The sequence below is a fragment of the Arminella tubonensis genome (assembly GCF_003240585.1).
Classification (GTDB): domain Bacteria; phylum Pseudomonadota; class Alphaproteobacteria; order Rhizobiales; family Rhizobiaceae; genus Rhizobium; species Rhizobium tubonense.
Window position 1 is genome coordinate 229,385 of sequence record NZ_PCDP01000036.1, and the last position, 26,415, is coordinate 255,799.

The following is a 26,415-nucleotide window of genomic DNA, read 5'->3' on the forward strand; positions in this document are numbered from 1 at the left end:
ATATGAATATAGCCTGACGCGCTGCAAAGATAAAGCCTGTTATATGCCCAGCCAGACCCTCACCGGATTGGCGGGGTCGGCGATCAGCTTGATGGCAAAGGCGAGGCAGACGATGACGAGCAGTGGCTTGATGATCTTCGCGCCGATGCGCATGGCGACCCGTGATCCGACCTGGGCGCCGAGGAACTGGCCGAGGCCCATGGTCAGGCCGATTTTCCAGAGGATCGCGCCGGAGAAGATGAAGACGATCAAGGCGCCGAGGTTGGAGCCAAAGTTCAGCAACTTGGTATGCGCCGTCGCCTTTAGCAGACCGAAGCCGGCAAGCGTCACGAAGGCGAGCATCAGGAACGAGCCGGTGCCGGGACCAAAAGCACCGTCGTAAAAGCCTATCAGCGGCACGAAGGTGAAGCCGAAAAGCATCGGCGCCATGCGCCGGTGTCTTTCTACGTCGCCGAGATTGGGCTTGAAGGCAAAAAAGATTGCAATGCCGATCAACAGGAAAGGCAAGATGATGCGCAGGACGTCGCTCGGCATAACGGTGGCGAGAGCTGCGCCCAGAGCACCGCCTATGACTGCCATCAGGGCCATTGGCAGCTGGGTGCGGAGCTTCACATGGCCTTTGCGGGCATAGGCAAGCGTTGCCGAGCCGGCGCCGAAGATGGACTGGACTTTGTTGGTTCCGAGCGTCTGCAGCGGCGGTATGCCGGCGATCAGCATGGCAGGCACGGTGATCAGCCCGCCGCCGCCGGCAATCGAATCGACAAAGCCGGCAAAAAAGGCAGCAACGAACAGGAGAAGCAGCAAATTGAGGGAAATGTCTTGCAAGGTGGGGCTCTGGAAATTGGAGGGCGTTGCCTTGTTGCATTGGTTGCGTTTTCCGGCAACCGTTGTTTCAGAGCGGAAGGCCAAATTGACGTTGTGACGGGCGAGCGCTAGACACGATCTCCACCACGTTTCAGAAAGTGCCTCGCTTGGCCGGTCGTTCACGGAGCCTCGATCCAACCATCAGTTCCGAGCGCTACGTGCTCGGCATGGGCTGCGAGCGCGGGGCTTCGCTAGTCGATGTGGCCGATCTCGCCGAGCGAACCTTGAAGCAGGCTGGCATCATGCCGAGCGAGATTATCGAGCTTGCGTCGATTGATATGAAAAGCGAGGAGCCGGCGATCCTCGCGATTGCCTCGCAACTCGGCGTCCCCGTCAAATTCTTCGATGCCGCCACCCTCGAAAGGGAAACGCCGAGGCTCGCCAATCCGTCGGAGCTTGTTTTTGCGCGCGTGGGGTGCCACGGGGTGGCCGAAGCCGCCGCTTTAGCCGCCGCCGGTCCCTCGGGGACGCTCGTGGTGCCGAAGATCAAATCCGCCTTCGCGACCGCGGCGATCGCAAAAATCGGCTGAACTTCTGGCGATCGAGGTAGCTTTGCGCACGACGCCGTTGGGTGCATGATCGCGAGTGTCACGATGTCGTCGTCCGTTCCCAACATATTGCCGAGGCAAATATTGCGCTTGGCATTCACGCCTGGCCCTATCCCTTTTGAAAGGCAGATCATGTTTCAATCGATGAAAATTTCAGTCGCCAGTGCCGCGATTTATCGGTCCAACTGCGGTCTTGCCCGTAAGCTGTGACCTAATCGCGCAAGACCGGATCAGACGTTGCAGAAACAGCGGCTGCCGGTATGGTGAGGCATTTCGCTGGTTGCTAATTGTCAGGCGCCGGCTGTTGCAAGCGTAACAAGGAACTATCATGCATAAGGTCATTTATGACACGGATCCGGGCGTTGACGACGCCATGGCTCTGCTCTTCCTCCACCGCCATCCTGAGATCGACCTGCTTGGCATTACCACAGTGTTCGGCAATGCCTCCGTGGAGACGACGACGCGCAATGCGCTGTTCCTGAAGCGCGAATGGGATATTCCATGCCCGGTTGCCAAGGGTGCAAGCGTTACGTTCGACCCTTCGCGTCACGAGCGGCCTTGGCCGACTTTCGTGCATGGTCACAACGGTCTCGGTGATATCGAAGTCCCCGCCACGATCGACCTGCCGACGGATCCGCGGCCGGCCTATCAGTTCATCATCGACACGGTTCGTGCCAATCCGGGCGAGGTGCGGCTGGTGGCTGTCGGCCGGATGACCAATCTGGCACTGGCGCTGAAGCATGATCCTGACATCGTCAGGCTGGTGAAGGATGTCGTCATCATGGGCGGCTCGTTCTATGTGCCCGGCAACGTCTCGCCGGTGGCGGAGGCCAATATCCACGGCGATCCGGAAGCTGCCGATGTCGTCATGACGGCGGCCTGGAACGTCGTGGTCATCGGCCTCGACGTCACGGCGATCACGACGATGAGCCGAGGCTATCTGGCCGACATGGCCAAGATTGGCGGCGAGGACGTTCAATTGCTCAATGAGCTGTCGCAGTCCTATATCGATTTCTACAAGCATGCGGTCGATGACGGCATGATGGTGCATGACAGCTGCGCGAGCGCCTATATCGTCGGGCCAGAGCTTTTCACGAGTATCAAGGGCCCGGTGCGTGTGGTCTGCGGCGGGATTGCCGATGGCCAGACTATCGTGAAGCCGGATGGCAAGCACTTTCCGCCGGGAGACTGGGACAACCTGCCGAGCCAGACCGTCTGCACCGGCATCCAGTCGGAAAAGGTCGTCGATCTCATCCGCGACACGATCCTTGGCGGCGCCAGCCGCTGACACCTGCGTCGAAGGGGGCGGCTCGGCCGCCTCGCTCTTCACTGTCCAAGCTCGACGCTCTATCTCCGAATCATTTCAGCCCCGTATCGCCGTATGCTCGTGTCGAGAGTGAGCGACCTCGCGAATTGATTCGGCTTGCCAGCTCAAGGTCCACGTCGCACAGGGAGAACGACATAGCGCTGCGATCGATGCATCGTCGACCGGGCTGTTCTATAGTCTGTGTTTGCACCGAAAGCTTGCCGTTTGGCGAGGCTGCGTCAGCCATTGGTGGGCAGCTTGCCGAGATTGCAATTTCGATTGTGCGGGCATAGGACAGCAGGGATGAACGATAGCGCATTTTCCAACCTCCCGGCCCTGGAGCCGGGCAGTGTCTGGCTTGTCGGAGCCGGGCCGGGCGACCCGGGGCTGCTGACGCTGCTTGCGGCGAAGGGACTGACGGAAGCCGACGTCGTGGTCCACGATGCGCTTGTCAATGACGAGTGCCTGAAGCTTGCTCGGCACGGCGCTCTGCTTGAATATGCAGGCAAGCGCGGCGGCAAGCCATCGGCCAAGCAGCGTGATATCTCGCTGCGGCTGGTCGAGCTTGCGCGATCCGGCAAGCGCGTGCTGCGGCTGAAGGGTGGCGATCCGTTCGTCTTCGGACGCGGTGGCGAGGAAGCCTTGATGCTGGTCGAGCACAATATCCCGTTTCGCATCGTTCCGGGGATTACGGCTGGTATCGGCGGGCTCGCCTATGCCGGCATTCCGGTGACGCATCGCGATATCAACCACGCGGTGACTTTTTTGACCGGGCATGATTCGTCGGGCCTGGTGCCGGACGCGATCAACTGGGAGGCTATCGGCAGGGGCTCTCCCGTGATCGTCATGTATATGGCGATGAAGCATATTGCCCAGATCAGCGCCAATCTCATTGCCGCCGGTCGATCGCCTGGCGAGCCGGTGGCGTTTGTCTGCAATGCCGCAACGCCTCAGCAGCAGGTGCTGGAAACGACGCTTGGCGAGGCGGAAGCCGCCGTTGCCGCCTCGGGCCTCGAGCCTCCGGCAATCGTCGTGGTCGGCGAAGTTGTCCGGCTGCGGCCTTCGCTGGACTGGCTGGGTGCTCTTTCCGGGCGCAAGCTGCAACCTGAAACGCCGCCGACGGCGGTCCGCAAGGTCCCGGCATGAGCGGCCTGTTGATCGCGGCGGCATCCTCCGGGTCCGGCAAGACCACGATTACGCTCGGTCTGCTACGCGCCCTTCGCAAGAGGGGCGTATCCGTTGCTCCCGGCAAGGCGGGGCCCGATTATATCGATCCGGCATTTCATACGGCCGCGAGCGGTACGCCCTGCCTCAATTTCGACCCATGGGCGATGCGCGGGGAATTGATATCAGCCAATGCGGCGTTGCATCGAAGCGGGGGACGGACCCTCGTCATCGAGGCGATGATGGGATTGTTCGACGGCGCGGCGGATGGCCGGGGAACCGCGGCCGATCTCGCGGCGATGCTGGCGCTTTCGGTCATTTTCGTTGTCGACGCCTCGCGGATGTCGCAGTCGGTCGCGGCTCTTGTCAGCGGCTTTGCCAATTTCCGCGCCGATATCCGCATCGCAGGCGTCATTCTCAACCGTGTCGGCAGCGACAGGCATGAGGCGATGCTGCGCCAGGCACTCGACGCGATCCGGATGCCCATAGTTGCCGTCGTTCGGGCCGACAAGGCGCTTGCCCTGCCGGAGCGGCATCTTGGCCTCGTCCAGGCGGGGGAGCATTCCGGGCTGGAGGCGTTCATCGAGCTCGCCTCGGAAGCCGTATCGGCGGCATGCGATTTCGACCTTCTTCTCCGCGCTGCGCAGCAGGGCAACGTCAAGGCCTCGACTGCGAATATCCCGCGATTGCCGCCGCTCGGCCGACGTATCGCCGTTGCGCGCGACATCGCCTTTGCATTTTCCTACGAGCACATGCTGCTCGGCTGGCGCCGGCGCGGCGCGGAAATCATGTTCTTCTCGCCGCTTGCCGACGAGGCGCCCGCGGCCGATGCGGACGCAATCTATCTTCCCGGCGGGTATCCCGAACTTCATGCCGGGACCATTGCGGCAGCGGCGACATTTCGGGCGGGGATGGCCGAGGCTGCCAGACGTGGCACCCGCATCTACGGCGAATGCGGCGGCTACATGGTGCTGGGCGAGGGGTTGGTCGACGCGGCAGGCACGCGGCACGAGATGCTTGGACTATTGCCGCTCGTCACCAGCTATGAGAACCGCAACCGGCACCTGGGCTATCGGCGGGTAACACCGCTTGCCAAGACTTACTTCGATCGCCCGATGACCGCGCATGAGTTTCACTATTCGACCATCGTCTCGGAGGGCGGCGCGGACAGATTGTTTGCCGTTACCGACGCTCTCCATGTAGATCTCGGACATGCTGGCCTTCGCCGGGGTAATGTGGCCGGCTCCTTTATGCATCTGATCGACCTCGCCGGGGATGCTGCATGAGCGTCAAGATCGTTCATGGTGGCGGCGTCACGGCGGCGGCGCGGCTTTATGGCGGGAGGCCGGAGGACTGGCTCGACCTGTCGACCGGTATCAATCCCAACCCCGTTGTCCTGCCCGATATCCCCGTTGCTGCATGGCATAGGCTGCCGGACCAATATCTGGTGGAGCAGGCCCGCGAAGCGGCGCGGCACTACTATCGCAGCGGCTACATTTCTCCCTTGCCGGTGCCTGGAACACAATCCGTCATTCAGCTTCTGCCTCGGCTCGTCGAGCCTGGAAGGCGGGTCGCGATCCTGGCTCCGACCTATGGCGAATATGCGCGCGCCTTCGAGACGGTAGGCTTTGCCGTCGATGCGATCGGGGATATCGAACTCGTCCGCGAGGACCATGCGATGGTCGTCGTCGTCAATCCGAACAATCCTGACGGTCGCGTGCTTTCGGTTGGCCGGTTGATCGCGCTTCATGCCGAGCTCAAGAGCCGAGGCGGGTTGCTGCTGGTCGATGAGGCATTCGGCGACATGTCGCCCGAGACGAGCCTTGCGCCGTACGCCATCGATATGCCGAACCTCGTCATCTTCCGTTCCTTCGGCAAATTCTTCGGCCTTGCCGGTCTTCGCCTTGGCTTTGCAATCGCGGAGGCGTCGATACTTGCAAGGTTCGAGGAGTGGCTTGGACCTTGGGCGGTCTCCGGGCCGGCCTTGTCGATCGCGACATCATTGCTCGCAGCCGATCCAAGTGCAGTCGCGAAGCGTATCGGCGAACGTCGGGCTGCGCTCGCGGAGGCGCTGGCGGCAGGCGGCCTTACCGTTGTCGGCGGTACGGATCTGTTCGCCCTCGTTGCCGATCGGCGCGCGAGCGACATATATACGCATCTGGCCCGGCACCACATTCTCGTCCGCAAGTTCGACTATGCCGCTGACTGGTTGCGCTTTGGCCTAGCTCCGGACAGCGGTGCCGACCAAAGATTGACGCAGGCCCTGTCTGATTTGGATAACCGATGATGGACGAACATGTGCTCATCCTGGTTCTGGCCCTGCTGCTCGATCGCATCATAGGCGATCCCGAATGGCTTTGGTCGCATGTGCCGCATCCGGTGGTGGTCTTCGGCAAGGCCATCTCGTTCTTCGACCGGAAGATGAACCTGAAGCGGCTGACGGCGTCCATGCGGCGGCGTAATGGTGTGATTGCGATCTTGCTGCTGCTGGTCGGCAGCCTTCTCGCCGGTTCGGTGCTGCACGCGCTGCTCGCCGTTTTCGGCTGGCTCGGCATCATGGTCGAGGCTTTGCTGGTCGCGATATTCCTGGCGCAGAAAAGCCTTGCCGATCACGTCAACGATGTTTCGAACGCATTGCGTAGCAGTGGACTTGCGGGTGGTCGACTTGCTGTCTCCCGCATTGTCGGCCGCGATCCCGAAACGCTTGATGAAGCTGGCGTCTGCCGGGCGGCGATCGAGAGCCTGGCGGAGAATTTCTCGGACGGCGTCGTGGCGCCGGCGCTGTGGTACGCCGTTCTCGGGCTTCCGGGGCTATTCATGTACAAGATGCTAAACACGGCAGATTCCATGATCGGCCACAAATCTGAAACCTATATCGACTTCGGCTGGGCCTCGGCCCGGCTGGATGACATTGCCAATTGGCCGGCAGCAAGACTGTCGATCGTCCTGATCGCCGCCGGCGCATTGGCCAAGAACGGTATCGCGGCGCTCGGCAATACGATTCGCGTGGCGGTTCGTGATGGAGGCCTGCATCGCTCGCCAAACTCGGGCCGGCCCGAGGCTGCGATGGCGGGCGCGCTCGATATCCAGTTGGCGGGACCCAGGGTCTATGGCGGGGAGACCGTTCGCGAACCGATGATCAACGGGGCAGGGCGCGATGTTGCCACTGTCAGCGATGTTGAAGCGGGGGTATCGATCTTTTATTCGGCCTGCTCCGTGCTCACTTTGGCGACCTTCATCTTGTTCCTTGCCCTGCTTTGATCAGCATTTCTCGAGGCCCTCAACAAGCTTGCGGCAGCTCGTCTTCGCCGGATGCAGCGTCTGTATTAAGCTAATATAGTCAAATTCCAGATAGCTTCTCCCCAGTCGAATACATCCCGATACAGGGACACGATTGAGGGGACGAAGATGAAGAAGTCGATGGCGGCGGTTGCCGCAGTTTTATGCTTGCAGTTTCATGCGGCTTCCGCAAATGCGGGGACGCTGGTCGCTGAAGTCAGCATTCCGACGCAGACGATGACCGTCACTGAGGATGGCGTTACCAAGTATCGCTGGAAAGTGTCGACCGCGCGCAAGGGGTATGTCACGCCAACCGGCTCCTACAGCGCGACCTGGCTTTCACGCGATCACCATTCGAAGAAATACGACAACGCGCCGATGCCCTATGCCGTATTCTTCGATGGCGGTTATGCGGTCCACGGCACCTTCGAGGTGAAGCATCTGGGCCAGCCGGCGTCGCATGGCTGTGTTCGTCTTCAGACCGAAAATGCTGCCAAGTTCTTTTCGCTGGCCTCCGAAGCGGGTTTGCGAAATACGCACATCATCATCAGCGGTGGCCCCGAGCTTGAGCGCGTTGCCAGCCGCGAGCCGGCTGTCGTTACACAACGCCGGTAGCAACCCGACGGTCTTGGCCGTCTGCCGCAGGCCTTCGCCGCATCGGCGAGGGCTTTCATTGCTGTTTAGGCAACAGTCTCCCCCCAAATTTCTACAGGCTCCGGCTGATACCATTGGCTTTTGGAATGGATTTCCCTATGACGAGGGTTGAACTATCATTTCAAGAGGTACGGGCGTGACTGCTACATTCGATAAAGTTGCCGACATCATCGCAGAGACGAGTGAAATCGATCGCGAGACGATTACGCCGGAGAGCCATACGATCGACGACCTCGGCATCGACAGCCTCGACTTCCTGGATATCGTCTTTGCTATCGACAAGGAATTCGGCATCAAGATTCCGCTGGAACAGTGGACGCAGGAAGTGAACGAAGGCAAGGTTTCGACCGAGGAATATTTCGTCCTCAAGAACCTCTGTGCCAAGATCGACGAGCTGCGCGCCGCCAAGGCCTGAGCGACCGTCCCATCTTTTTTAGCGCCCAGCCGCTCCGAAACATGGCGGCCGGGCGATTTCGTTCTTAAGTATCGTATCCCGCCCAGGCAATTCAGTCTTTGCCGGGCCGGATCGGAGGTGCTGATGCTGCTGGAATATTTCCAGATGATTGACCGGATCGAATCCGTCGATCTCTCCAAGGGCCTGTTGAAAGCCCGCTCCGTGGTTCCCGCCAACAGCCCTGTCTTCGAGGGCCATTTTCCCGGCATGCCGCTGGTTCCCGGCGTTCTCCTGATCGAGACAATGGCGCAGGCTTCCGGCATGCTGGTCCTCGCCGTTACCAAGTTTGCGGCAATGCCGTTCCTGATGACTGTCGACAATGCGAAGATGCGGACCTTCGTCGAGCCGGAGGCCGTGCTCGATATCGAGGCTGAGCTTGAGCACGACGGTTCAGGCTTTGCTGTTACCAAGGCGCGGATCACCATTGCTGGAAAGAAGGTCTGCGATGCGCAGTTGAAGCTGCGCACCATGCCGTTTAATGAAGTGCCGCTGGCCGATATCGTGCGCAAGCGGGCAGACGAGGTCGGGCTACTCGACGCCATCGCTGCCAGCGCGTAAGGACGCGCAGGCAAATGCGCGGCGCAGCCAAGAGGATTGATGCATGACGAAGGCTCCGAATGATGTGGTTGTGACGGGTGTCGGTATCGTCACCTGCCAGGGTGTCGGCAAGGATGCGCATGTCGCGATGCTGACGGCCGCCGGCGCACCGGCAACCATCGTCGAAACCGAGAAATTCAAGCCCTATCCGGTGCATCCGCTGCCGGAAATCGACTGGTCCCAGCAGATCCCCAAGCGTGGTGATCAGCGGCAGATGGAAAACTGGCAGCGCATCGGCGTCTTCACCGCCGGACTTGCGCTCGACGATGCCGGATTCAAGGACGACCTCGAAGCCTGTGGTAGCATGGACATGATCGTCGCGGCGGGCGGCGGCGAACGTGATATCAACGTCGATACGCTGATCGTCGACGAAGGCCTTAAGCGCAATGATCGGGAGTTGCTCCTGAACGAGAAGCTGACGACGGAATTGCGCCCGACATTGTTCCTGGCGCAGCTTTCCAACCTTCTCGCAGGCAACATTTCCATCGTTCACAAGGTGACAGGTTCCTCGCGTACCTTCATGGGCGAGGAAGCGGCAGGGATCTCCGCCGTCGAAACGGCTTTCCACCGCATAAAATCGGGCGAATCCAGTCATGCGCTGGTCGGCGGCGCATTTTCTGCCGAACGCCTCGACATGATTCTCCTGATCGGATCGATCAACGGCCACGCACTTGGCGACTGGCATCCACTGTGGTCGCGCAAGCCGGAGAACGGCGGCGGCATGATCGTCGGTTCGCTTGGTGCGTTCCTCGTGCTGGAATCGCGAGCCCATGCCGAAGCGCGAGGCGCGCGGATCTATGCGACCATCGATTCGATCGAAGGCGATCGCGGCAGTCGTGCCGATGGCAAGATGGAAGCGCGGATCGCGCGCATGTTCGACGATGCGAAGGATGCGCGTGGCGATGGCACTGTCGTATTTTCAGGCAGCACGGGTTTCCACGATCTCGCTGCTCGCGAGAAGGCGCTTCTGGAGGCGACGTTGCCGAACGCGGCGATCCGTGGCTACGGCGGTATCACCGGTCACGGGCTTGAAACGCAATTTCCCCTCGGTGTTGCGTTTGCAGCGCTGGCGCTTGCGAACAACGCCAAAGTGCCGCCATTCGACGCCGATAATGAAGTGCCGATGAAATCAGGCGCCCGGACAGCTGTCGTGACCACCGTTGGCCATGTGCGCGGCGAGGGCATCGCCGTACTTTCCGCAGAAGCGTGAGGAGTGACTGGAACATGACGACATCCGCCTACAGGGATCATCTGGGCCGCCCGATCGTCGCCGTCACCGGCATGGGCATCATCACGTCGCTCGGCCAGGGGCTGAAAGACAATTGGGATGCGCTGTCATCGGGCGTTTCCGGCATTCACAATATCACCCGCTTCCCGACCGACGGGATTTCGACGCGCATCGCCGGCACGGTCGATTTCATCGATATCCCGGCTCCGAACGCTGTCGAGCGCTCCTATGCCTTCGCCCGTGAGACGACGATCGAAGCCTTGGCGCAGGCCGGTCTCTCCGGAGATTTCAACGGCCCGCTGTTCCTTGCCGCGCCGCCGATCGAGCCGGAGTGGAGCGCGCGCTTCGAACTTGCCGACCGTTCGCCGCCGGCTGATCATCCCGGTGACGCGTATGACCGCTTCCTCGCCGCCATGCGCGAGCGTCCGGACGCGGCGTTCCACGAGGCCGCTCTGTTCGGCGCGATTTCCGAGCGGCTCGCAGACCGATTCGGTACGCGCGGCTTGCCGGTGACGCTGTCGACTGCTTGTGCTTCAGGCGTCACCGCGATCCAGCTTGGTGTCGAGGCGATCCGCCAGGGACGCACGACGCGGGCGCTGACGGTCGCGACCGACGGTTCGCTGAGCGCCGAGGCTCTGATCCGCTTTTCTCTGCTGTCGGCCCTGTCGACGCAGAACGATCCGCCGACAAAGGCATCGAAGCCGTTCAGCAAGGACCGCGATGGTTTTGTTATCGCCGAAGGTGCCGCGACGCTGGTGCTCGAATCGCTGGAGGCTGCAATTGCCCGCGGCGCCAAGATTCTCGGCATCATGAAGGGCTGCGGCGACAAGGCCGACAGCTTCCACCGCACCCGGTCGTCGCCGGACGGCGCGCCGGCAATCGCGACTATCCGCGCGGCGCTTGCCGATGCCGGCATGGACGAGACCGATATCGGCTATATCAACGCGCATGGCACCTCGACGCCGGAAAACGACAAGATGGAATATGGTGCGATGTCCGCGGTGTTTGGCGACCGTCTGCCGTCCATCCCGGTTTCATCCAACAAGTCGATGATCGGTCACACGCTGACCGCGGCCGGTGCCGTCGAGGCGGTGTTCTCGCTGCAGACAATGCTGGCCGGCACGCTGCCGCCGACGATCAACTACCACAATCCCGATCCGGCAATCGCACTCGATGTCGTGCCGAATACGAAGCGCGAAAAACAGGTGCACGCCATACTTTCGAACTCCTTCGGTTTCGGCGGGCAGAACGCCAGCCTTGTCATGGCGCTCGATCCGGCTTAGAGGCTGTCCTCAACCAAGAGATAGATACGACGCCTTCGGGCGAAGGGTTTTCCTATGCGCGCTTTGCAACTGATCGACGACCGTAAACTTGAGATCACCGACCTGCCGGAGCCAGATGCGCCAGGTCCTGGCGAAGTCACCCTGCGCGTCAAGGCCGTCGCCCTCAATCACATCGACGTCTGGGGTTGGCGTGGCATGGCCTTTGCCAAGCGCAAGATGCCGCTGGTGATCGGCGCGGAAGCGTCCGGCGTCGTCGAGGCGATCGGACCGGGCGTTGCCAGCGTACTGCCCGGGCAGCTCGTGTCGATTTACGGTGCACGCACCTGCGGTCTTTGCCGGGCGTGCCGGGAGGGTCGCGACAATCTCTGCGACCATGTCAGCGGCGTGCATGGCTTCCATCTCGACGGTTTTGCGCAGGAGAAGGTCAACCTGCCGGCGCGGCTGCTGGTTCCGGCGCCTCCCGGTGTCGACGCGATCGCTGCGGCACTTGCGCCCGTTACCTTCGGCACGGTCGAGCACATGTTGTTCGATAACGCCAAGCTCGAACCGGGCGAGACCATCCTCATCCATGCCGGCGGCTCGGGCATCGGGTCTGCCGCCATCCAGCTTGCCAAGAAGATAGGCTGCACCGTCATCACGACTGTCGGTTCCGACGACAAGATCGAGAAGGCGAAGGCGCTCGGCGCCGACCACGTCATTAATTACCGCGTCGATCGCTTCGAGGGCGTGGTGCGCAAGCTTACCAAGAAGGAAGGCGTCGACGTCGTTTTCGAACATGTCGGCAAGGACACCTGGGCGGGCTCCATGCTCTGCATGAAACGCGGTGGCCGGTTGGTCACCTGCGGTTCCACATCTGGCGTTTCGACCGAGATGAACCTGATGATGCTGTTCCAGCGGCAATTGAAGCTGCTCGGCTCCTTCGGATGCCGCATGGAAAATATGGCGGACGCGATGCAGAAGATGGCGCGCGGTTTGGTCCACCCTGTTATCGACACCGAAGTCCGGTTCGACGATATCGACCGGGCGCTGGAGCGGATGGAGTCCAGACAGATATTCGGCAAGATCATCCTGAAGATGGATTGATCTGTTGAAGCTGTTCATTACCCGCATCGTGCTTGCCCTGATGCGCTTTCGGCAATGGTCGATTGCGCAGGTCGCCTTCGGATTCCTCAATTTCCTGAAGCTGTTTCCGGCCGATGCCGGCATACGCTTCTCAGATAGGCTGATGCGAGCCATCGGCCCGCACATGGCCCGGCACAAGCTGATGCTGGCTAACCTGCGCAATGCGTTTCCCGAGAAGAGCGAGGCTGAGGTCGAGGCGATCGCCATCGGCAGTTGGGGCAACATGGGTCGGTTGGCCGCTGAGTATGTTTTCCTCGACCGGCTGTTCGATTTCGACCCGGCGAATGAAAAGCCGGGCAGGGTCGAGGTTTCGGGTATCCCGATCTTCCTCGATCTTCGCGACAACCCGCGGCCTTTTATCGTTTTTACTGCGCATACCGGCAACTTCGAGTTGCTACCGGTCGCCGGTGCTGCCTTCGGGCTTAAGGTGACGGTGCTGTTCCGCCCGCCGAACAACCCCTACGTGGCGCAGAAAGTTTTCGATTTCCGCAGCGAGCGCATGGGCCGCCTCGTGCCTTCACATGCCGGTTCTTCCTTTGCTTTGGCAAGGCAGCTCGAAGCAGGTGCAGGCGTCGGTGTTCTCGTCGACCAGAAATTCCGCAAGGGTGCGAAAACGAAGTTCTTCGGGCTCGATGTAAAAACCAATCCGCTGTTGCCGAAGCTTGTGCGGCAGTTCAATTGCGAGATTTACCCGGCACGCTGCGTGCGCCTTCCCGGCAATCGCTATCGGCTCGAGATCGAGCCGAAGATGGAGGTTCCGCGGGATATCAAAGGCAATCTCGATTTGCCCGCCACCGCTCAGATGCTGAACGACAAGGTCGAAAGCTGGGTCAGGGAAAATCCGGAGCAGTGGCTCTGGTATCATGACAGGTGGAATATCAAAAAGAAGATCCTTTAGTAGTTCTACTGAAATCAATACTACCTATGGGTGAATTCGATACCGGTTGTTGAACCCCGGTGCAAGTTATGTTACTCAGATTTACTTAAGTTCAGCCGCGATATCCAACCGCTGGCCTGGATGGATAGGTTCCTTTTGTGGACTTGGGTCGGGGGGCCTGAGTTCGCATCGATGGCAAATCAGGAGGGGATATTGCTAGCGCTCTTCCACGCTTTTTCGACAAAATGCGCACTGATGCGACGCGCCGTCAACACTGGCGACGACGAACTCGCTTACGCTCTCGACCGGGAGTTGGGCCCCTTATTCACGGCAATTATAGAATATCGGGCAAGCAGCGCGCTTGAAATCTACATGCAGCTGCAGTTCGTCAGCAACATCATCCGCGATGAGGCGGACGATCGCGCGTCGGTTATTCGCAACGCCCAGGCTCTATCCGTTCTGATCGACCGGTACTTTGCCGGCTCCAGCGCTCCGGCTTCCGATTCGCTGGTCGTGCTTCCGGCGCTGAAGACGGACCCCGATGCCGAGGAATTCGATCGCGGCCGTCTGCTCAACGATACGATCCTCGACAGCCTCCCCGATCGCGTCGTCGTTGTGACCCGAGATTACCGATATCTCTACAGCAACGCCGCGAACGGCGAATACCGGAAAATGAAGCCAATCGAGCTTATCGGTCGGCACGTCAAGGAGTTCATTGGCTCCGAGTTCTTCGAACAAACTGCCAAGCAGAAGCTCGATGCCTGCTTTGCCGGCGAGAATATCGACCATGTCTTCAGGGATGACATGACTGAAACAAGCGGCATGGCGCTGCGTTGCCGCATGACGCCGCTCAGGGACGATAAGGGGGGCATTTTTGCCGCCCTTCTGACGCTCCAGGATGTGAACGCGAAGACGAACGCGTTGGTCGGCTAATCTGGGCGACCTTCCGGACGGGGCAGCAAGCCGTTGTCTCCGGGAGTGGGCGCTAGCTGTCTTGCGAGAGGCAGGACTTCAGCGAGTTAGCTATTCCATGCATCAGGTCGAAATAGAGTTCCGGCCCTTCTTTCAGCGTCGCGGCTTCGGGATCGAGCACGCCTGATTTTGCTGACGTGCCTTCGATGACCACGTCGATCAGCCTCGGCTCGAATTGCGGTTCGGCAAAGACGCAGGTCGCGCCGAGCGTCGCGACCTTCTCATGAATCTCGGATATGCGTGCCGCGCCTGGGATAGCGTCCGGGCTGACGGTGATCGAGCCGGCGACGCGAACCCCATATTTACGCTCGAAATACTGGTAGGCATCGTGGAAGACGACGAAGGGCTTGTCCTTGACAGGCGCGACCGTCGCCACGATCTCCTTGTCGAGGGCATCGAGCCTGTCATCGAGCGCTGTCTGGTTCGCCTGGTAGGTCAGCGCATTGGCCGGGTCGGCCGCGACAAGCGTCGTGGTGATTTCGGCGGCCATTGCCTTGGCATTCATTGGGTCGAGCCAGAGATGGGTGTCGAACTGTTGCGCCGGATTGCCTGCATCTGCCGCGGGCTCGTCGCCGTCGTCATCGGCTTCGAAGGCGCCGCCCTCGCGGAACTTGAGTTTCTTTATTCCGGGAGCCTTGTCCAGCTCCGCGATGACTGCGTTGGAGCCGAGCGCCGACAGCGGCTTTTCGAGGAAGGCTTCCATGCCCGGACCCACCCAGAAGATCACCTTGGCCGCTTCAAGAGCCCGCGCATTCGAAGGTTTCAGCGAATAGGTGTGCGGCGAGGCGGCGCCTTCGACGATCAGGTCCGGCTTCCCGACGCCATCCATGATGGCCGCAACGAGCGAGTGGATCGGCTTGATCGAGGCAACGACCTCGGGCACGTCTCCTGCAAATGCAGCGCTCGAGAAAAGCAGGCCGGCGGCCAAAGTAAGGATGGCTTTTGCCATGATTGTCAGAAGCTCCGCTTGAATGCAGACCGTTATGTTATTACATCAATTGCGTAATGCTATAACGTGTGCGATAGCAGGACGCAACTGCGCAATCCGGAAAAAACATGCTTTCTCCCGTCCATGAACAGGCACAGGCGCTCGTATCGCTTTCCAATGTCGGCATCCTTCGCGACGGCCGGTGGCTAGTGCGCGGCATCGATTTTTCTGTTCGCCGCGGCGAGATCGTCACGCTGATCGGGCCGAACGGTTCGGGGAAATCCACCAGCGCCAAGGCTGCAATCGGCGTGCTGAAGCCGGACGAGGGACGCATCGAGCGACTTGCTGGCCTGAAGGTCGGTTATGTGCCGCAGAAGCTTTCGATCGACTGGACACTGCCGCTCACCGTGCGCCGGCTGATGACGCTGACCGGGCCGCTTGCCGAGCGCGAGCTGATGGCTGCGCTCGAGGCGGTCGGCATCCCGCATCTGGCCAGATCCGAGGTGCAGCATCTCTCCGGCGGTGAATTCCAGCGGGCGTTGCTCGCGCGCGCCGTTGCCAGGAAGCCTGACCTTCTGGTGCTCGACGAGCCGGTCCAGGGCGTCGACTTCGGCGGCGAGATTGCGCTGTATGATCTGATCAAATCCATCCGCAATTCAACCGGATGCGGAATTCTCCTCATCTCCCATGATCTGCACGTAGTGATGGCCGCGACCGACACCGTGATCTGCCTGAACGGGCATGTCTGCTGCCGGGGTACGCCGCAGGCGGTGAGCCAGAGTGCCGAATATGTGCGCCTGTTCGGCAGCCGCGCGGCGGCATCGCTTGCCATCTATAGCCACCATCATGATCACGCCCATTTGCCAGACGGGCGAGTGCAGCATGCGGACGGAACGATCACCGATCACTGCCATTCCGACGACGGGCACCATGATCATGGTCATCATCACGAGGGCGGGCATCATGATGATGTATCTGATCATCGGCACGGTTCCGACGAGGAGCTGACCGGCCGGGCTTCCCCAAGGGATAAGGCGGAGGGAGAGCGTCATGCTTGACGATTTTTTCCTTCGGGCGCTCGTCGCCGGTGTTGGGCTGGCGATCACGACAGGTCCGCTTGGCTGCTTCATCATCTGGCGCCGGATGGCCTATTTCGGCGACACGATCTCGCATTCCGCGCTGCTGGGCGTGGCGCTGTCGCTGCTTTTGCAGGTGAACCTGACGCTTGCAGTGTTTGTCGTTGCGGCCATCGTTTCCATCCTCCTGCTTTTCCTGCAGCGCCGGCAGGCGCTGTCCGCCGACGCGCTGCTCGGCATTCTGTCGCATGCGACGCTGGCAATCGGGCTGGTTATGGTCGCATTCATGACCTGGGTGCGGATCGACCTCATCGCATTTCTGTTCGGCGACATCCTCGCGGTGACCTGGACCGATATCGCCATGATCTGGGGCGGTGGCATCCTGGTGCTTGCTGCCATCGCCTGGCTCTGGAGGCCGCTTCTGGCGTCGACCGTCAGTTCCGATGTGGCTGAGGCGGAGGGCTTGCGGCCTGAGCGGGCGCGACTGTTCTTCATGCTGCTGATGGCTGTCGTTATCGCCATTGCCATGAAGATCGTCGGCATCATGCTGATAACCTCGCTGCTCATCATCCCGGCCGCCGCCGCCCGCCGTTTTGCCGCAACGCCTGAGACGATGGCTGTGCTTGCATCGCTGGTCGGCGCCGCGGCCGTCGTTGGCGGGCTCTTCGGTTCGCTTCGCTATGACACGCCTTCCGGCCCCTCCATCGTGGTTGCAGCGCTGATCCTGTTTATGATCAGCCTACTGCCGTTTGGCCGCCGAGGCAGCGCGCGGGTCGCGCAACAGGAAGGACAAGGCTCATGAACACGCCGCAGCTGACCAAGAACCAGACCCTCGTCTTTGATGTCCTCACCAAGGCCGAGGCGCCACTCAGCGCCTATACGATCCTCGACAAGCTGCGCGATAACGGTTTTCGCGCACCGCTGCAGGTCTATCGCGCGCTTGAGAAACTGCTTGAATACGGCGTCGTGCATCGGCTCGAGAGCATCAATTCGTTTGTCGCCTGCGCCCACCCGAACGAGGACTGCCACAACCACGGCCTGGTCGCCTTTGCCATTTGCGAGGGTTGCGGCCAGGTGATCGAATTCCACGACCACGAGGTCGATCACCGGCTGATGGACTGGCTCAAATCGCAAAAATTTAAGGCCGAGAAGGCAACCATCGAAATCCGTGGGCATTGTGCTACGTGTTCGTAATAAACATGTGGCATACGCCTGATCTGTATGGTCCGGCGGGGCAGGCTGACAATGGATTTGAAACGGCGAAATTTTCTGGCCGGCGCGGTGTTGGTCGCGGCCGCATCCCAGGCCAAGGCGGCAACGACAGCGCCTGACGCGACGCTGGAGGTCATCAACCTCTGGCCCGGCCAGCCGCCGGGTGGCGCCGGTCCGGCAGCGAGCGAAGATCTCACGCCTCGCGGCGCCCTCAGGCAGATTTCCACCCCGCGGCTGATCGTCCACAAGCCAGACAAGCCGAGTGGCGCGGCCATACTGTTATGTTCCGGTGGTGGGTACCGGAAGGTCGACATCGTCAACGAGAGTACTCCGGCTGCCATCTATTTTGCGTCGCGGGGCGTCACTGCGGTCGAACTCGTCTATCGCGTGCCGCAGGAAGGCTGGAGCATTCATGCGCCGTTCCTCGACGGCATGCGGGCACTGAAGATCATGCGTGCCGAAGGCGAGCGGCTGGGCATCGATCCGGCCCGCACCGGCGTTCTCGGCTTTTCCGCCGGCGGTCACCTGGCCGGGATGCTTGCGACGGGCGCTGCCGAAAGCTTCTACGTCCCGACAGACGATATCGACAGCCAAGTGCTGAAGCCGGCCTTCGCGACGCTGCTTTATCCTGTCATCACGATGATGGCGCCATTCGACCAGACGCAGAGCCGGCTGAACATCGTCGGCCGCCATCCTGCCCAGGATCTGCGCGAGGCGTTTTCAGTCGAGCGGCACGTGACCCGCGATACGCCGCCGATTTTCCTCGCCCACGCATTGGACGATCCGATCGTTCCTGTCGATCACAGCCTGATGATGTTTCAGGCTCTGCGCACGGCCGGCATCGAAACGGAAATCCACGTGTTCCAGTCAGGCGGCCACGGCTGGGGCATGGGCAAGACACGACCTGCAGTCCGCAGTTGGGCGCAGCTTGTCGAAACGTGGCTTCGTCTCAACGGAATGCTGACGACCGTCTGATCAGTCCAGTCGCTTCAGGTCCCGCGCAAAGCGCTGCCAGTTGGCTATATAGTTTGCCGCCGAGCGGCGTAGGCCTTCGATCGCTGCTTCGTCCAGCGTCCGAATGGCCCTTGCGGGCGAACCGATAATCAAGGATCCATCTGCAAATTCCCTGCCTTCGGTGACCAGCGCATTGGCGCCGACCAGGCAGTTCCTGCCGATCCTCGCACCATTCAGCACTGTCGCGCCCATGCCGATGAGGGAGTTATCGCCGATGGTGCAGCCGTGGACGATGGCGTGATGGCCGATCGTGCAGCCTTCGCCGATGGTCGTCGGAAAGTGTGGATCGGTGTGTACCATGACGCCTTCCTGGATGTTCGTCCCACGGCCGATCAGGATCGGCTCATTGTCGCCCCGCAGGATGGCGCAGAACCAGATGCCGACATCCTCGCCGATCTCGACCTGACCGATGACCGACGCATCGGGCGCCAGCCAATAGCGGTCGGGAGCGGGCGTCTTCGGTACAAGCTCGCCAAGGGCATAAAGCGGCATCGTCTTTCCTCCGCGATCAGATGACTGACAGGTCGAGCGACGCTACGCCTTCAACGCCGCAGGAGATGCGGTCGCCTCGTTTCACCGGGCCTACGCCTGCCGGTGTGCCTGTCATGATGACATCGCCGGGCGCCAGGGTGAAAAGCTTCGAAAGCTCGGCGATGATTTCTGGGACCTTCCAGATCATCTGCGCAAGTTTGCCCTGTTGCGCTCGCTTGCCATTCACCTCCAGCCAGATGCCGCCCTTGTCGGGGTGGCCGATCCGCTCGGCCGGGATCAGCGCGGAAACGGGCGCGGAATGTTCGAATGCTTTGCCGATCTCCCAGGGGCGACCGGCCTTCTTGGCCTCGCCTTGCAGGTCGCGCCGGGTGAAATCGATGCCGACGGCATAGCCGTAGATGCAGGCAAGTGCCTTGTCGGCCGAAATGTCGGCGCCGCCGGATTTCAACGCAATGACCAGCTCGACCTCGTGATGCACATCCGACGACAAAGGCGGGTAGGGAAAGTCTGCGCCCGCCGGCAGCAGATTGTCGGGATTTTTCTGGAAGAAGAACGGTGGTTCGCGGCTGGGATCGTGCCCCATCTCGATCGCATGATCAGCATAATTTCGCCCGACGCAATAGACGCGGCGGACCGGGAAGCGATCATCAGTTGCATCGATCGGCAACAGGACGGGCGCGGGGAGGGGAATGACGGTGGCGGGCTTTTCGGACATGCGTCAACTCTTCGAGCAATGAAAAACCTGTTGTCTTCCGATTCCATCGACAAGGCCAGCCACGATTTCGGGAGCAATAAAATCCACCCGCGAAATCGGTAAATATGCTATTGAAATCTCCGATCGGTCGTCGATCTGCTGAAAACATGGTTAATTTTTTAACTATTTGCCTGGTATGAAGGGAACGAATTCAACTATCTGTCCGTTTGAGCCGAATTGGGAGGAATCCAATGCTCTTCAAGCTGTTCAAGACCAGGTCCGTGGAAGTCAACGATATCGAAGCCTTCGATGTCGAGCGTTGCGAGGTCTTTCATCCCGCGATCGCCGACCTGATGGTCGCACAGGAAAAAGGCATTCGGCAATCTTCTCACGAGCGCGACTACGGTGTTGCACGCAAGGCAACGAGACTGCCGGCAGCCTTCGTCTAACCTCTCGTTTGTCAGGCCCAATCCTCCGCCCCGCCGGCCGCTAATTCTGGCCGGCACATGCTTTGGTGCTCATCTCGCTTTTTCCCTGTTTGCGCTGTATAAGGCCCGGACCAAGTCGGCCCCATCTCGCTACTTTCGCTTGCCAAATCTCCCGGCCGGCGACGCAGAGACAGACTAAAGATAAAGCGACACATGCAACAACAAGCGCAAATTCCTGCTTTGCAAGGAAAATCTCACTGCTCAAACGGCAAGATTTTAGCCGTTGCGCCCATGATCGACTGGACGGATCGGCATTGTCGTTATTTCCACCGGCAGATCAGTGGGGAGGCGCTGCTCTATACCGAGATGGTGGTGGCGGATGCGATCATCCATGGGCCGCGGGACAGGCTGCTCGGGCATGACGTTTCGGAGCATCCGCTGGCTCTGCAGCTCGGTGGGTCGGATCCGGCAAAGCTCACCGAGGCCGTTCGGATCGCCGAGGCGTATCGCTACGACGAGATCAATCTCAATGTCGGCTGCCCCTCAGATCGGGTGCAATCCGGAACCTTCGGCGCCTGCCTGATGCTGACGCCCGAGACGGTGGCAGCGAGCGTTGCGGCGATGAAGGCGGTGGCCAAGGTTCCTGTCACCGTGAAGTGCCGGATCGGCGTCGACGAGCAGGACCCGGAGCAGGCGCTGCCAGACCTGATGGAGCGCGTGCTCGACGTGGGCGCCGATGCGATCTGGATCCATGCCCGCAAGGCCTGGCTCAAGGGCCTTTCGCCGAAGGAAAATCGCGATATTCCGCCGCTCGACTATGAGATCGTCTATCGGATGAAGCAGCGCTTCCCGGATGTCTTCATCGGCATCAACGGCGGCATCCATACGCTTGACGAGGCGGTCGGTCATTTCGCGCATGTCGATGGCGTCATGCTGGGCCGCGCGGTCTATCAGAATGCGGCGCTTCTGGCTGAGGTCGACCATCGCATCTATGGCCATCCGGCGACCGAGGCGGACTGGACGCGGCTGCGCGACACGATGATGGCCTATGCCGAGCGGCATATCGCCCGCGGCGGGAGGCTGCACCACGTCGCGCGGCATATGGTCGGCCTATTCACCGGCCTACCCGGTGCGCGTCGCTATCGCCAGATATTGTCGACCGATGCGGGCAAACCAGGCGCAGGGCCCGAGGTGATCGCCGCTGCCTTTGCGGCTGTCGATCTTTCCTCTGGCCGAGATGAAGCGCTCTCCGCCTGATCGGCCTAACGCGCGGCCCCTTCGACGCGCCAACAACGGATATGTCGACAATAGAAAACGGCGCGCTTTTCAGCACGCCGTTTCGAAAATTTGCGTCAGCGATGATCGAGCAGATCAAGCCTGGATGTTGACTGCCTTCGGGCCCTTGCCCATGCGATCCGGCTCGGTGTCGAAGGTAACCTGCTGACCTTCGCGAAGCGACTGGATGCCAGAAGCCTGCAGCGCAGAGATGTGAACGAACACGTCCTTAGCGCCGCCATCCGGCGTGATGAAACCAAAACCCTTGTCCTGGTTGAAGAATTTTACGGTGCCCTTGGTAGCCATGGGATAGTCCTTTTCCCTGTAGTCCAGATATGCCCGGGGGTCGGTGCCCGGACGGCTTTTGCCTCTGCGAAAGTGCTCGGGCCGGTCGAGAAGTCACGTACGGGGAAAGAACGTCTACGCAGGCTTTGCCACATCAGTCCAGTCACCGGCAAGTAAATGCCCGAGAATTATTTCGTGCCAGTATTTATGCAAAAAAGCAAGTGGCAATATTTATGGGCGTTCCGGAAAGCGACGCATACCCCCCTGAAATCAAGGGTTTGGCTAAGGGATTCGCCGTGGGGCATAAGCGGTTTTCCCATTTTCGAACGTTGTCAAGCAAGCCAGCAGCCTCCTGAACGCGATCCACAGGGGGCACCCAAGCTAAAAACCTGCGATATTCTGAACACTCCAAAGCAACGAAGCAAGACAGTCGGCGACGTTGTTGTCCGGAGCGGGTTCGTCGCTGCTGCTTCGGAGCGGCGAGCCGTTGTCGGCGAGGGCCGGATCGTGCAATCTTCCCAAGTGGAGGCGATGGCTTCGGGCCGGTGCTCGATCCGCCCCTCGGAGGGGAAGTCTGCATGGTGGAGAAAATCACGATCGGTGGGCTGGAGCTGGAGTTCCTGCAGGAAAAGGACGGGACGGGCGGCAGCCTCGATTTCTTCAGGATGACCGTGCAGCCGAAGGCGAGGGTGCCGATTCCGCACTATCACGAGAGCTGGGACGAGACGGTCTATGGCCTCTCGGGCACCATCCTTTTCCGCGTTGACGGGAAGGACGCCCCCGTCGGGCCGGGCGAGTGTCTGTTCATACCGCGCGGCGCCGTCCATCATTTCAGCAATGATACGGCCGAGCCGACGACCTGTCTCTGCATCCTGACCCCCGGCGTGCTCGGGCCGGGGTACTTTCGCGAGATTGCGGCGCTGCTGGCCGGCGGACCGCCGGATCCCGCCGCGATGAAGTCGTTGATGTTGCGGTATGGGCTGGTGCCGGTGGTGGGCTGATTTGCCGGGAGGCGAGCGGGACGGCGGAGCGGGAGCGGCGAAATCTTCGAGGCGGAAATCGGGGATATCTCCGTCTCTCCACAATTTCGTCCCGACTGCGGCCGAATATGGCGCCGCCAACGGATGCCGAGGGGCTTGCTGCCCGGCGGGCAAGCCGTTAGGTCGGGAGCGAACGTGCAGGTAATGCGAAAGACAGGTGGCAGTGTGATCGATCCCTACGCAATGCTCGGAATTGAACGGGATGCCGATGGCGAGGCCGTCAAGACGGCGTATCGACAGGTGGCCAAGAGCGCCCATCCCGACAGCGGCGGCGATGCCGAGCAGTTCGGCCGGCTGCAGGCCTGCTACGACCTCTTGAAGGACCCGGTGCGCCGCAAGGTCTACGACGATACCGGCTATGATCCGCAGCTTGCCGATGTCCGAGACCTCGAGGGCGTTGTCGTGCTGGAAACGTTGATCAACGATTTCATCCTTGACGAGCGCGAGCCCGGCAGCTTCGACCCCGTTGCCGCCATGCGCCGCAAACTCTCCGACGACATCGTCAAGAGCCGCTTCCACATCCTCGAGCTCGAACGCCACCGCGCCCGCGTTCGCAAACACATCGACCGCCTCGGCCGCCGCCCCGAAGCCGACATCCTCGGCTCCATGCTCCGCGCCCGAACCCAGTCCATCGCCGACGCCATCCGCAAGGCGGAAGCCCAGATCGAGACGATCGAGCATGCATATACGATGCTGGAGGGGTATTCGTATGAGGTGGAACTGGTGGAGGTGAGGGGATTGGCTGCGGAGTGAGGTGGGATGAGACAGGCGGCGTATTGCTCTCACCAGTCACATCGCTCGCGGCAATTTAGCTTCAACCTGAACGGTGTCGCCTGCCATCTAGCACTGCGACGAACCATCTCGATTATCGACGGAGAACTTGTGTAGCCGGCCTATCTCCATGGATCGCCGTGCCTAGGGCCACATGCCGAATTCAAGATTAATCCGTAGTTTATCACCTGTTGGATACTGCCATGTAAAATACAGCAATATTAGCTCTCCGGTAGCGTCCTCGCCGGAATGTGAGTTTTTTGAATCTCCTCTATTAAAGTTGATCCGTATTTGATCCTCATTCTGCCTAAAAACTCGGGCTCACAGGCAAGAGAAAACGCAAGATATCCTTTGAGCTTACCCACGTCATTTGCGTCGAGCAACATCAGAGAATATTTGTGTATGAGGGATGAAATCATCCGTTTTCTTTCTCTACCAAGGGAAATTTTCCCAGATGGCGTAATGTTCAATCCGGTTATGTGCCTGCGTTGTCCAGTAGAATATATTCCTCTTTTACTCTCGTTGAATAGAAGTTTTGGTGATTTGCATTTTCTCACTGCGACTCTTATCGCTTTTTCCGCCTCTATTACGCTTTCCTTATTGCTTCCGGACAATGTTATGTCGTCCGCGTATCGGGTATAGGTGACGCCTATATCATTTGTTATTTGAAAAAATTGCTCATCGAGATCATACATTATTAGGTTGGACATTACTGGAGATGTAGGCGCGCCGATCGATAGGCAAATCGGCCTATTACTTTTCATTCCCCAGAACAGTACTTTTGCTGATAGTTCTACATCTTCTTTCGAAAGACTCGGAATGTGTACCTTTGCGTAATTCCTCCAATCGGTGGGTTTGATACTATGAAAAAAATCGGTAAAATCTAGCTTTAGTATTATTCTGTTTGCAGAATGAGATTGGACATTAGCAAATATGTTTGCGCCTTCTTTATATGCGGTTGCAGCCGAGTGGATCGGGAGCCTATTTAAGACCAGTCCAGCAATGTACCGCTGAACAATTTTAAGCTCCCGCGACGGCTGAGCTATTATGCGATCTTCGCCAGACCGCTTTTTAATTGGAAATTCCTTGTAGCGCGCGGGCGCATTGTAAATTAGCCGGTTAAGGTCCGACGCTCCGAGACCGGTTAGAATCGATAGTTCGTCAAAAAGGGTCATTGCTGATCCCCCATTGACCGGACTACGTACCGAATAACATGAGCAGGGGCACGCAAATCTCTCTTGATTGCTGCAACGACCTCGATCTTCCTTCGAACGGTATCGCGTTCAAGCGAGGTGCTTTTATAGCTGTAGCGGGCAATCGGATCTGTCTCTAGAAGCGGATGCCAATATACCTTGTTGCTGTAGGTGTAACTATTCACCCAACCCGCGATTTTCATACAATACAATTTATTTTTACGTCTCGTTGCGATGTTGCGACGCCAATTTCCCTCACGTAACCAAGTATTTCCGTAACGGAAATCGCCTTGGAAAGATGTATTATCCAAAGTATAATTCCAAAAATTTGAAAATTTTCACTGTTTCTAAATAAGAACTGTTCTGGATTTTGGCTAATCTGCGAGTTTACAAATTTTTTTATCGCGGAAAAATGACCTTGAATTGAAGACTTTATAATTTCTCCGTGCTTATTATTTCTCCACGGAAACGCTGCAATACGCCGTTCATCTTCCTTGAATATCTTTTGTACCGGACCGAACCGGACAAATGATTCTGCCTCGTAGTGTTCCGTTTTTAATATGACGCACGTGGAAGGTCTTATTTGATCAGAGGTGGCGAACGCACCTAGTTCCGCAAGCGAACCAGCACTTTCCGCGATCAAGAGTACTACCGATGCGATTACGGCTATATCTTCCTCGAAGCTAATAAGGTCGTTATATTCCGTGTCGCGATACAGTTGATTAGCTGCCTCGGCGAGGACTATTTTAGCTCTTATTTTTTCGCCGAGTTTCCTCTCGGTTAGCAAGTATTTGCGAAGACTAAGGGGTTTACTATCAATCCCTCCCATGAGCCCACCACACAGAAATACAAACTTCCTCACTCGTCTTAAGCGAAGGGAGTCAAAATCCAAATCGTTGTAAAATTGGATGAGTGGAGCAGGCGCTGACAACTTTTACTCTTTACCTCTGGAAGGTAGGAAGAAGACCGAGAGTTCACCGGTGGAACGAGGCGTAAGCCGAGAGGTGAACTCTCGGTCTTCTTCCTGCCGATAAACGCTCACAGTTTTAATTCCGTCTGGCTTACCGCCCGACGTAGCCGATCAACTCAGTTGACGACTCAAAACGCGTAAAGAGTATTTTTAAGGCTAATCACAAGAAAGATGCGTGTCAATCTTGCGGGAGTCGTTCTACCGCCCCGGCCCACCAATCTTCCTTGGCTGCGCCCCAGTCAGAAGTCGCGTCGCACTCTCTTCCCGCTGGCATGGTGCTTGGTAGTTTCAGACCTTCGACCTTCGCCATCCCCACTCGCAGGTCACAGAGTCATATACTTGCCCAAGAATGTGCTAAATTCGTCCACCAAAAGCGATGCTGATGTTGCGCTTGATCTCGCAAGAGATTGGCGTCACGGATCCAGGCATCGGCATGAAATCACAGCACACCGAGGTCAAGGCCATGCACAAATTCACAGTCACCGTCACACAGGAGATCGAAGCGGACACCGCCGAGGAGGCTGCGCTGTTGATGTACCAGGAGCTTACCAAGGGGCCGGCGCCTATCTATTATTCGGTCACGGATGAGGCGAAGGTGACAACGGATCTCGTGCTGGACAGGGAAAAGGCGGATGAATTCGCTGGTATCGATCACACTGCAGATCCGGGGAATTGGTAGGCAGGTGGGT

Annotated in this window: 29 protein-coding genes and 1 pseudogene; 23 read left to right on the top strand and 7 right to left on the bottom strand. The window is 59.3% G+C overall.

Annotated elements, in window-relative coordinates; translation table 11 throughout:
* Nucleotides 1-39: 39 nt before the first annotated feature.
* On the bottom strand, nt 40-825 hold the full coding sequence (locus tag CPY51_RS16005; RefSeq protein ID WP_111161416.1) for a TSUP family transporter: 786 nt from the start codon (nt 823-825) through the stop codon (nt 40-42).
* A gap of 206 nt (nt 826-1,031) precedes the next feature.
* On the opposite strand from CPY51_RS16005, the gene CPY51_RS16010 reads away from it, so the two are divergent.
* The 14 genes and pseudogenes from CPY51_RS16010 to CPY51_RS16075 all read left to right on the top strand — a co-directional run bounded on the left by CPY51_RS16010 (nt 1,032) and on the right by CPY51_RS16075 (nt 14,309).
* Nucleotides 1,032-1,394 (top strand): cobalamin biosynthesis protein, encoded by a 363-nt coding sequence (locus tag CPY51_RS16010; protein ID WP_111161417.1) that lies wholly within the window; start codon nt 1,032-1,034, stop codon nt 1,392-1,394.
* 346 nt (nt 1,395-1,740) lie between these two features.
* Nucleotides 1,741-2,700 (top strand): nucleoside hydrolase, encoded by a 960-nt coding sequence (locus CPY51_RS16015; RefSeq protein WP_111161205.1) that lies wholly within the window; start codon nt 1,741-1,743, stop codon nt 2,698-2,700.
* Nucleotides 2,701-3,021: 321 nt separating this feature from the next.
* Nucleotides 3,022-3,864, top strand: coding sequence for a uroporphyrinogen-III C-methyltransferase (gene cobA, locus CPY51_RS16020; protein WP_111161206.1), 843 nt, complete (start codon nt 3,022-3,024; stop codon nt 3,862-3,864).
* Nucleotides 3,861-5,168: a cobyrinic acid a,c-diamide synthase CobB gene (locus tag CPY51_RS16025; RefSeq protein WP_111161207.1), complete on the top strand. Its 1,308-nt coding sequence runs from the start codon at nt 3,861-3,863 to the stop codon at nt 5,166-5,168. The genes cobA and CPY51_RS16025 overlap by 4 nt, the downstream gene beginning before the upstream one ends.
* Nucleotides 5,165-6,169: a threonine-phosphate decarboxylase CobD gene (cobD, locus tag CPY51_RS16030; RefSeq protein ID WP_111161208.1), complete on the top strand. Its 1,005-nt coding sequence runs from the start codon at nt 5,165-5,167 to the stop codon at nt 6,167-6,169. The genes CPY51_RS16025 and cobD overlap by 4 nt, the downstream gene beginning before the upstream one ends.
* Entirely contained in the window at nt 6,166-7,143 is a 978-nt protein-coding gene (gene cbiB, locus CPY51_RS16035; RefSeq protein ID WP_111161209.1) for an adenosylcobinamide-phosphate synthase CbiB, read from the top strand. Before cobD ends, cbiB begins: the two co-directional genes overlap by 4 nt.
* Before the next feature lie 147 nt (nt 7,144-7,290).
* Nucleotides 7,291-7,713, top strand: a pseudogene (locus tag CPY51_RS16040) (L,D-transpeptidase); the annotation flags it as partial.
* A gap of 238 nt (nt 7,714-7,951) precedes the next feature.
* Nucleotides 7,952-8,230, top strand: a complete 279-nt coding sequence (locus CPY51_RS16045) for an acyl carrier protein (protein WP_046797252.1) — start codon at nt 7,952-7,954, stop codon at nt 8,228-8,230.
* A 123-nt stretch (nt 8,231-8,353) separates the two neighbouring features.
* The gene (locus CPY51_RS16050) at nt 8,354-8,827 is read left to right on the top strand and encodes a 3-hydroxyacyl-ACP dehydratase FabZ family protein (protein WP_111161211.1); all 474 of its coding nucleotides are present in this window, start codon (nt 8,354-8,356) and stop codon (nt 8,825-8,827) included.
* A gap of 43 nt (nt 8,828-8,870) precedes the next feature.
* The gene (locus CPY51_RS16055; RefSeq protein ID WP_111161212.1) at nt 8,871-10,076 is read left to right on the top strand and encodes a beta-ketoacyl-ACP synthase; all 1,206 of its coding nucleotides are present in this window, start codon (nt 8,871-8,873) and stop codon (nt 10,074-10,076) included.
* Nucleotides 10,077-10,090: 14 nt separating this feature from the next.
* Nucleotides 10,091-11,377, top strand: a complete 1,287-nt coding sequence (locus tag CPY51_RS16060; RefSeq protein WP_111161213.1) for a beta-ketoacyl-ACP synthase — start codon at nt 10,091-10,093, stop codon at nt 11,375-11,377.
* 54 nt (nt 11,378-11,431) lie between these two features.
* Nucleotides 11,432-12,460, top strand: a complete 1,029-nt coding sequence (locus CPY51_RS16065) for a zinc-binding dehydrogenase (protein ID WP_111161214.1) — start codon at nt 11,432-11,434, stop codon at nt 12,458-12,460.
* A gap of 4 nt (nt 12,461-12,464) precedes the next feature.
* Nucleotides 12,465-13,397: a lipid A biosynthesis lauroyl acyltransferase gene (locus CPY51_RS16070; protein WP_111161215.1), complete on the top strand. Its 933-nt coding sequence runs from the start codon at nt 12,465-12,467 to the stop codon at nt 13,395-13,397.
* Between the two features lie 171 nt (nt 13,398-13,568).
* Nucleotides 13,569-14,309: a PAS domain-containing protein gene (locus CPY51_RS16075; protein WP_338049435.1), complete on the top strand. Its 741-nt coding sequence runs from the start codon at nt 13,569-13,571 to the stop codon at nt 14,307-14,309.
* A gap of 52 nt (nt 14,310-14,361) precedes the next feature.
* Here the strand turns inward: CPY51_RS16075 and CPY51_RS16080 are convergent, their stop codons facing one another.
* Nucleotides 14,362-15,297 (bottom strand): zinc ABC transporter substrate-binding protein, encoded by a 936-nt coding sequence (locus tag CPY51_RS16080; protein ID WP_195909545.1) that lies wholly within the window; start codon nt 15,295-15,297, stop codon nt 14,362-14,364.
* Nucleotides 15,298-15,404: 107 nt separating this feature from the next.
* Between CPY51_RS16080 and CPY51_RS16085 the strand changes: the two genes are divergently transcribed.
* The 4 genes from CPY51_RS16085 to CPY51_RS16100 are packed head-to-tail and all read left to right on the top strand — an operon-like array spanning nt 15,405 to nt 18,539.
* A complete protein-coding gene (locus CPY51_RS16085) occupies nt 15,405-16,334 on the top strand; it encodes an ATP-binding cassette domain-containing protein (protein ID WP_111161217.1) in 930 nt (309 codons plus the stop codon).
* Nucleotides 16,327-17,154: a zinc ABC transporter permease subunit ZnuB gene (gene znuB, locus CPY51_RS16090; RefSeq protein ID WP_111161218.1), complete on the top strand. Its 828-nt coding sequence runs from the start codon at nt 16,327-16,329 to the stop codon at nt 17,152-17,154. Before CPY51_RS16085 ends, znuB begins: the two co-directional genes overlap by 8 nt.
* On the top strand, nt 17,151-17,546 hold the full coding sequence (locus tag CPY51_RS16095) for a Fur family transcriptional regulator (protein WP_111161219.1): 396 nt from the start codon (nt 17,151-17,153) through the stop codon (nt 17,544-17,546). Before znuB ends, CPY51_RS16095 begins: the two co-directional genes overlap by 4 nt.
* A gap of 51 nt (nt 17,547-17,597) precedes the next feature.
* Nucleotides 17,598-18,539, top strand: a complete 942-nt coding sequence (locus CPY51_RS16100) for an alpha/beta hydrolase (RefSeq protein ID WP_111161220.1) — start codon at nt 17,598-17,600, stop codon at nt 18,537-18,539.
* Here the strand turns inward: CPY51_RS16100 and CPY51_RS16105 are convergent, their stop codons facing one another.
* Both CPY51_RS16105 and CPY51_RS16110 read right to left on the bottom strand, forming a co-directional pair.
* Nucleotides 18,540-19,070, bottom strand: a complete 531-nt coding sequence (locus CPY51_RS16105) for a gamma carbonic anhydrase family protein (RefSeq protein ID WP_111161221.1) — start codon at nt 19,068-19,070, stop codon at nt 18,540-18,542. It lies immediately after the preceding gene.
* A 16-nt stretch (nt 19,071-19,086) separates the two neighbouring features.
* Nucleotides 19,087-19,785, bottom strand: coding sequence for a fumarylacetoacetate hydrolase family protein (locus CPY51_RS16110; RefSeq protein ID WP_111161222.1), 699 nt, complete (start codon nt 19,783-19,785; stop codon nt 19,087-19,089).
* Nucleotides 19,786-20,015: 230 nt separating this feature from the next.
* Here CPY51_RS16110 and CPY51_RS16115 point away from each other — a divergent pair, with 230 nt between their 5' ends.
* Both CPY51_RS16115 and dusA read left to right on the top strand, forming a co-directional pair.
* Entirely contained in the window at nt 20,016-20,213 is a 198-nt protein-coding gene (locus CPY51_RS16115; RefSeq protein ID WP_111161223.1) for a hypothetical protein, read from the top strand.
* A gap of 192 nt (nt 20,214-20,405) precedes the next feature.
* Complete coding sequence (gene dusA, locus CPY51_RS16120; RefSeq protein ID WP_111161224.1) at nt 20,406-21,449, top strand: tRNA dihydrouridine(20/20a) synthase DusA; 1,044 nt, start codon at nt 20,406-20,408, stop codon at nt 21,447-21,449.
* Nucleotides 21,450-21,563: 114 nt separating this feature from the next.
* On the opposite strand, the gene CPY51_RS16125 is transcribed toward dusA, so the two are convergent.
* Nucleotides 21,564-21,773, bottom strand: a complete 210-nt coding sequence (locus CPY51_RS16125) for a cold-shock protein (RefSeq protein WP_111161225.1) — start codon at nt 21,771-21,773, stop codon at nt 21,564-21,566.
* Between the two features lie 557 nt (nt 21,774-22,330).
* Between CPY51_RS16125 and CPY51_RS16130 the strand changes: the two genes are divergently transcribed.
* On the top strand, nt 22,331-22,753 hold the full coding sequence (locus tag CPY51_RS16130) for a cupin domain-containing protein (protein WP_111161226.1): 423 nt from the start codon (nt 22,331-22,333) through the stop codon (nt 22,751-22,753).
* A gap of 174 nt (nt 22,754-22,927) precedes the next feature.
* The gene (locus CPY51_RS16135) at nt 22,928-23,545 is read left to right on the top strand and encodes a J domain-containing protein (protein WP_420820705.1); all 618 of its coding nucleotides are present in this window, start codon (nt 22,928-22,930) and stop codon (nt 23,543-23,545) included.
* 239 nt (nt 23,546-23,784) lie between these two features.
* Here CPY51_RS16135 and CPY51_RS16140 read toward each other — a convergent pair whose 3' ends face one another.
* Nucleotides 23,785-24,738, bottom strand: a complete 954-nt coding sequence (locus tag CPY51_RS16140) for a retron St85 family RNA-directed DNA polymerase (protein ID WP_111161228.1) — start codon at nt 24,736-24,738, stop codon at nt 23,785-23,787.
* Nucleotides 24,739-24,955: 217 nt separating this feature from the next.
* Nucleotides 24,956-25,687 (bottom strand): retron St85 family effector protein, encoded by a 732-nt coding sequence (locus CPY51_RS16150; RefSeq protein ID WP_146260138.1) that lies wholly within the window; start codon nt 25,685-25,687, stop codon nt 24,956-24,958.
* Nucleotides 25,688-26,189: 502 nt separating this feature from the next.
* On the opposite strand from CPY51_RS16150, the gene CPY51_RS16155 reads away from it, so the two are divergent.
* A complete protein-coding gene (locus tag CPY51_RS16155) occupies nt 26,190-26,405 on the top strand; it encodes a hypothetical protein (protein WP_111161419.1) in 216 nt (71 codons plus the stop codon).
* Nucleotides 26,406-26,415 lie beyond the last annotated feature (10 nt).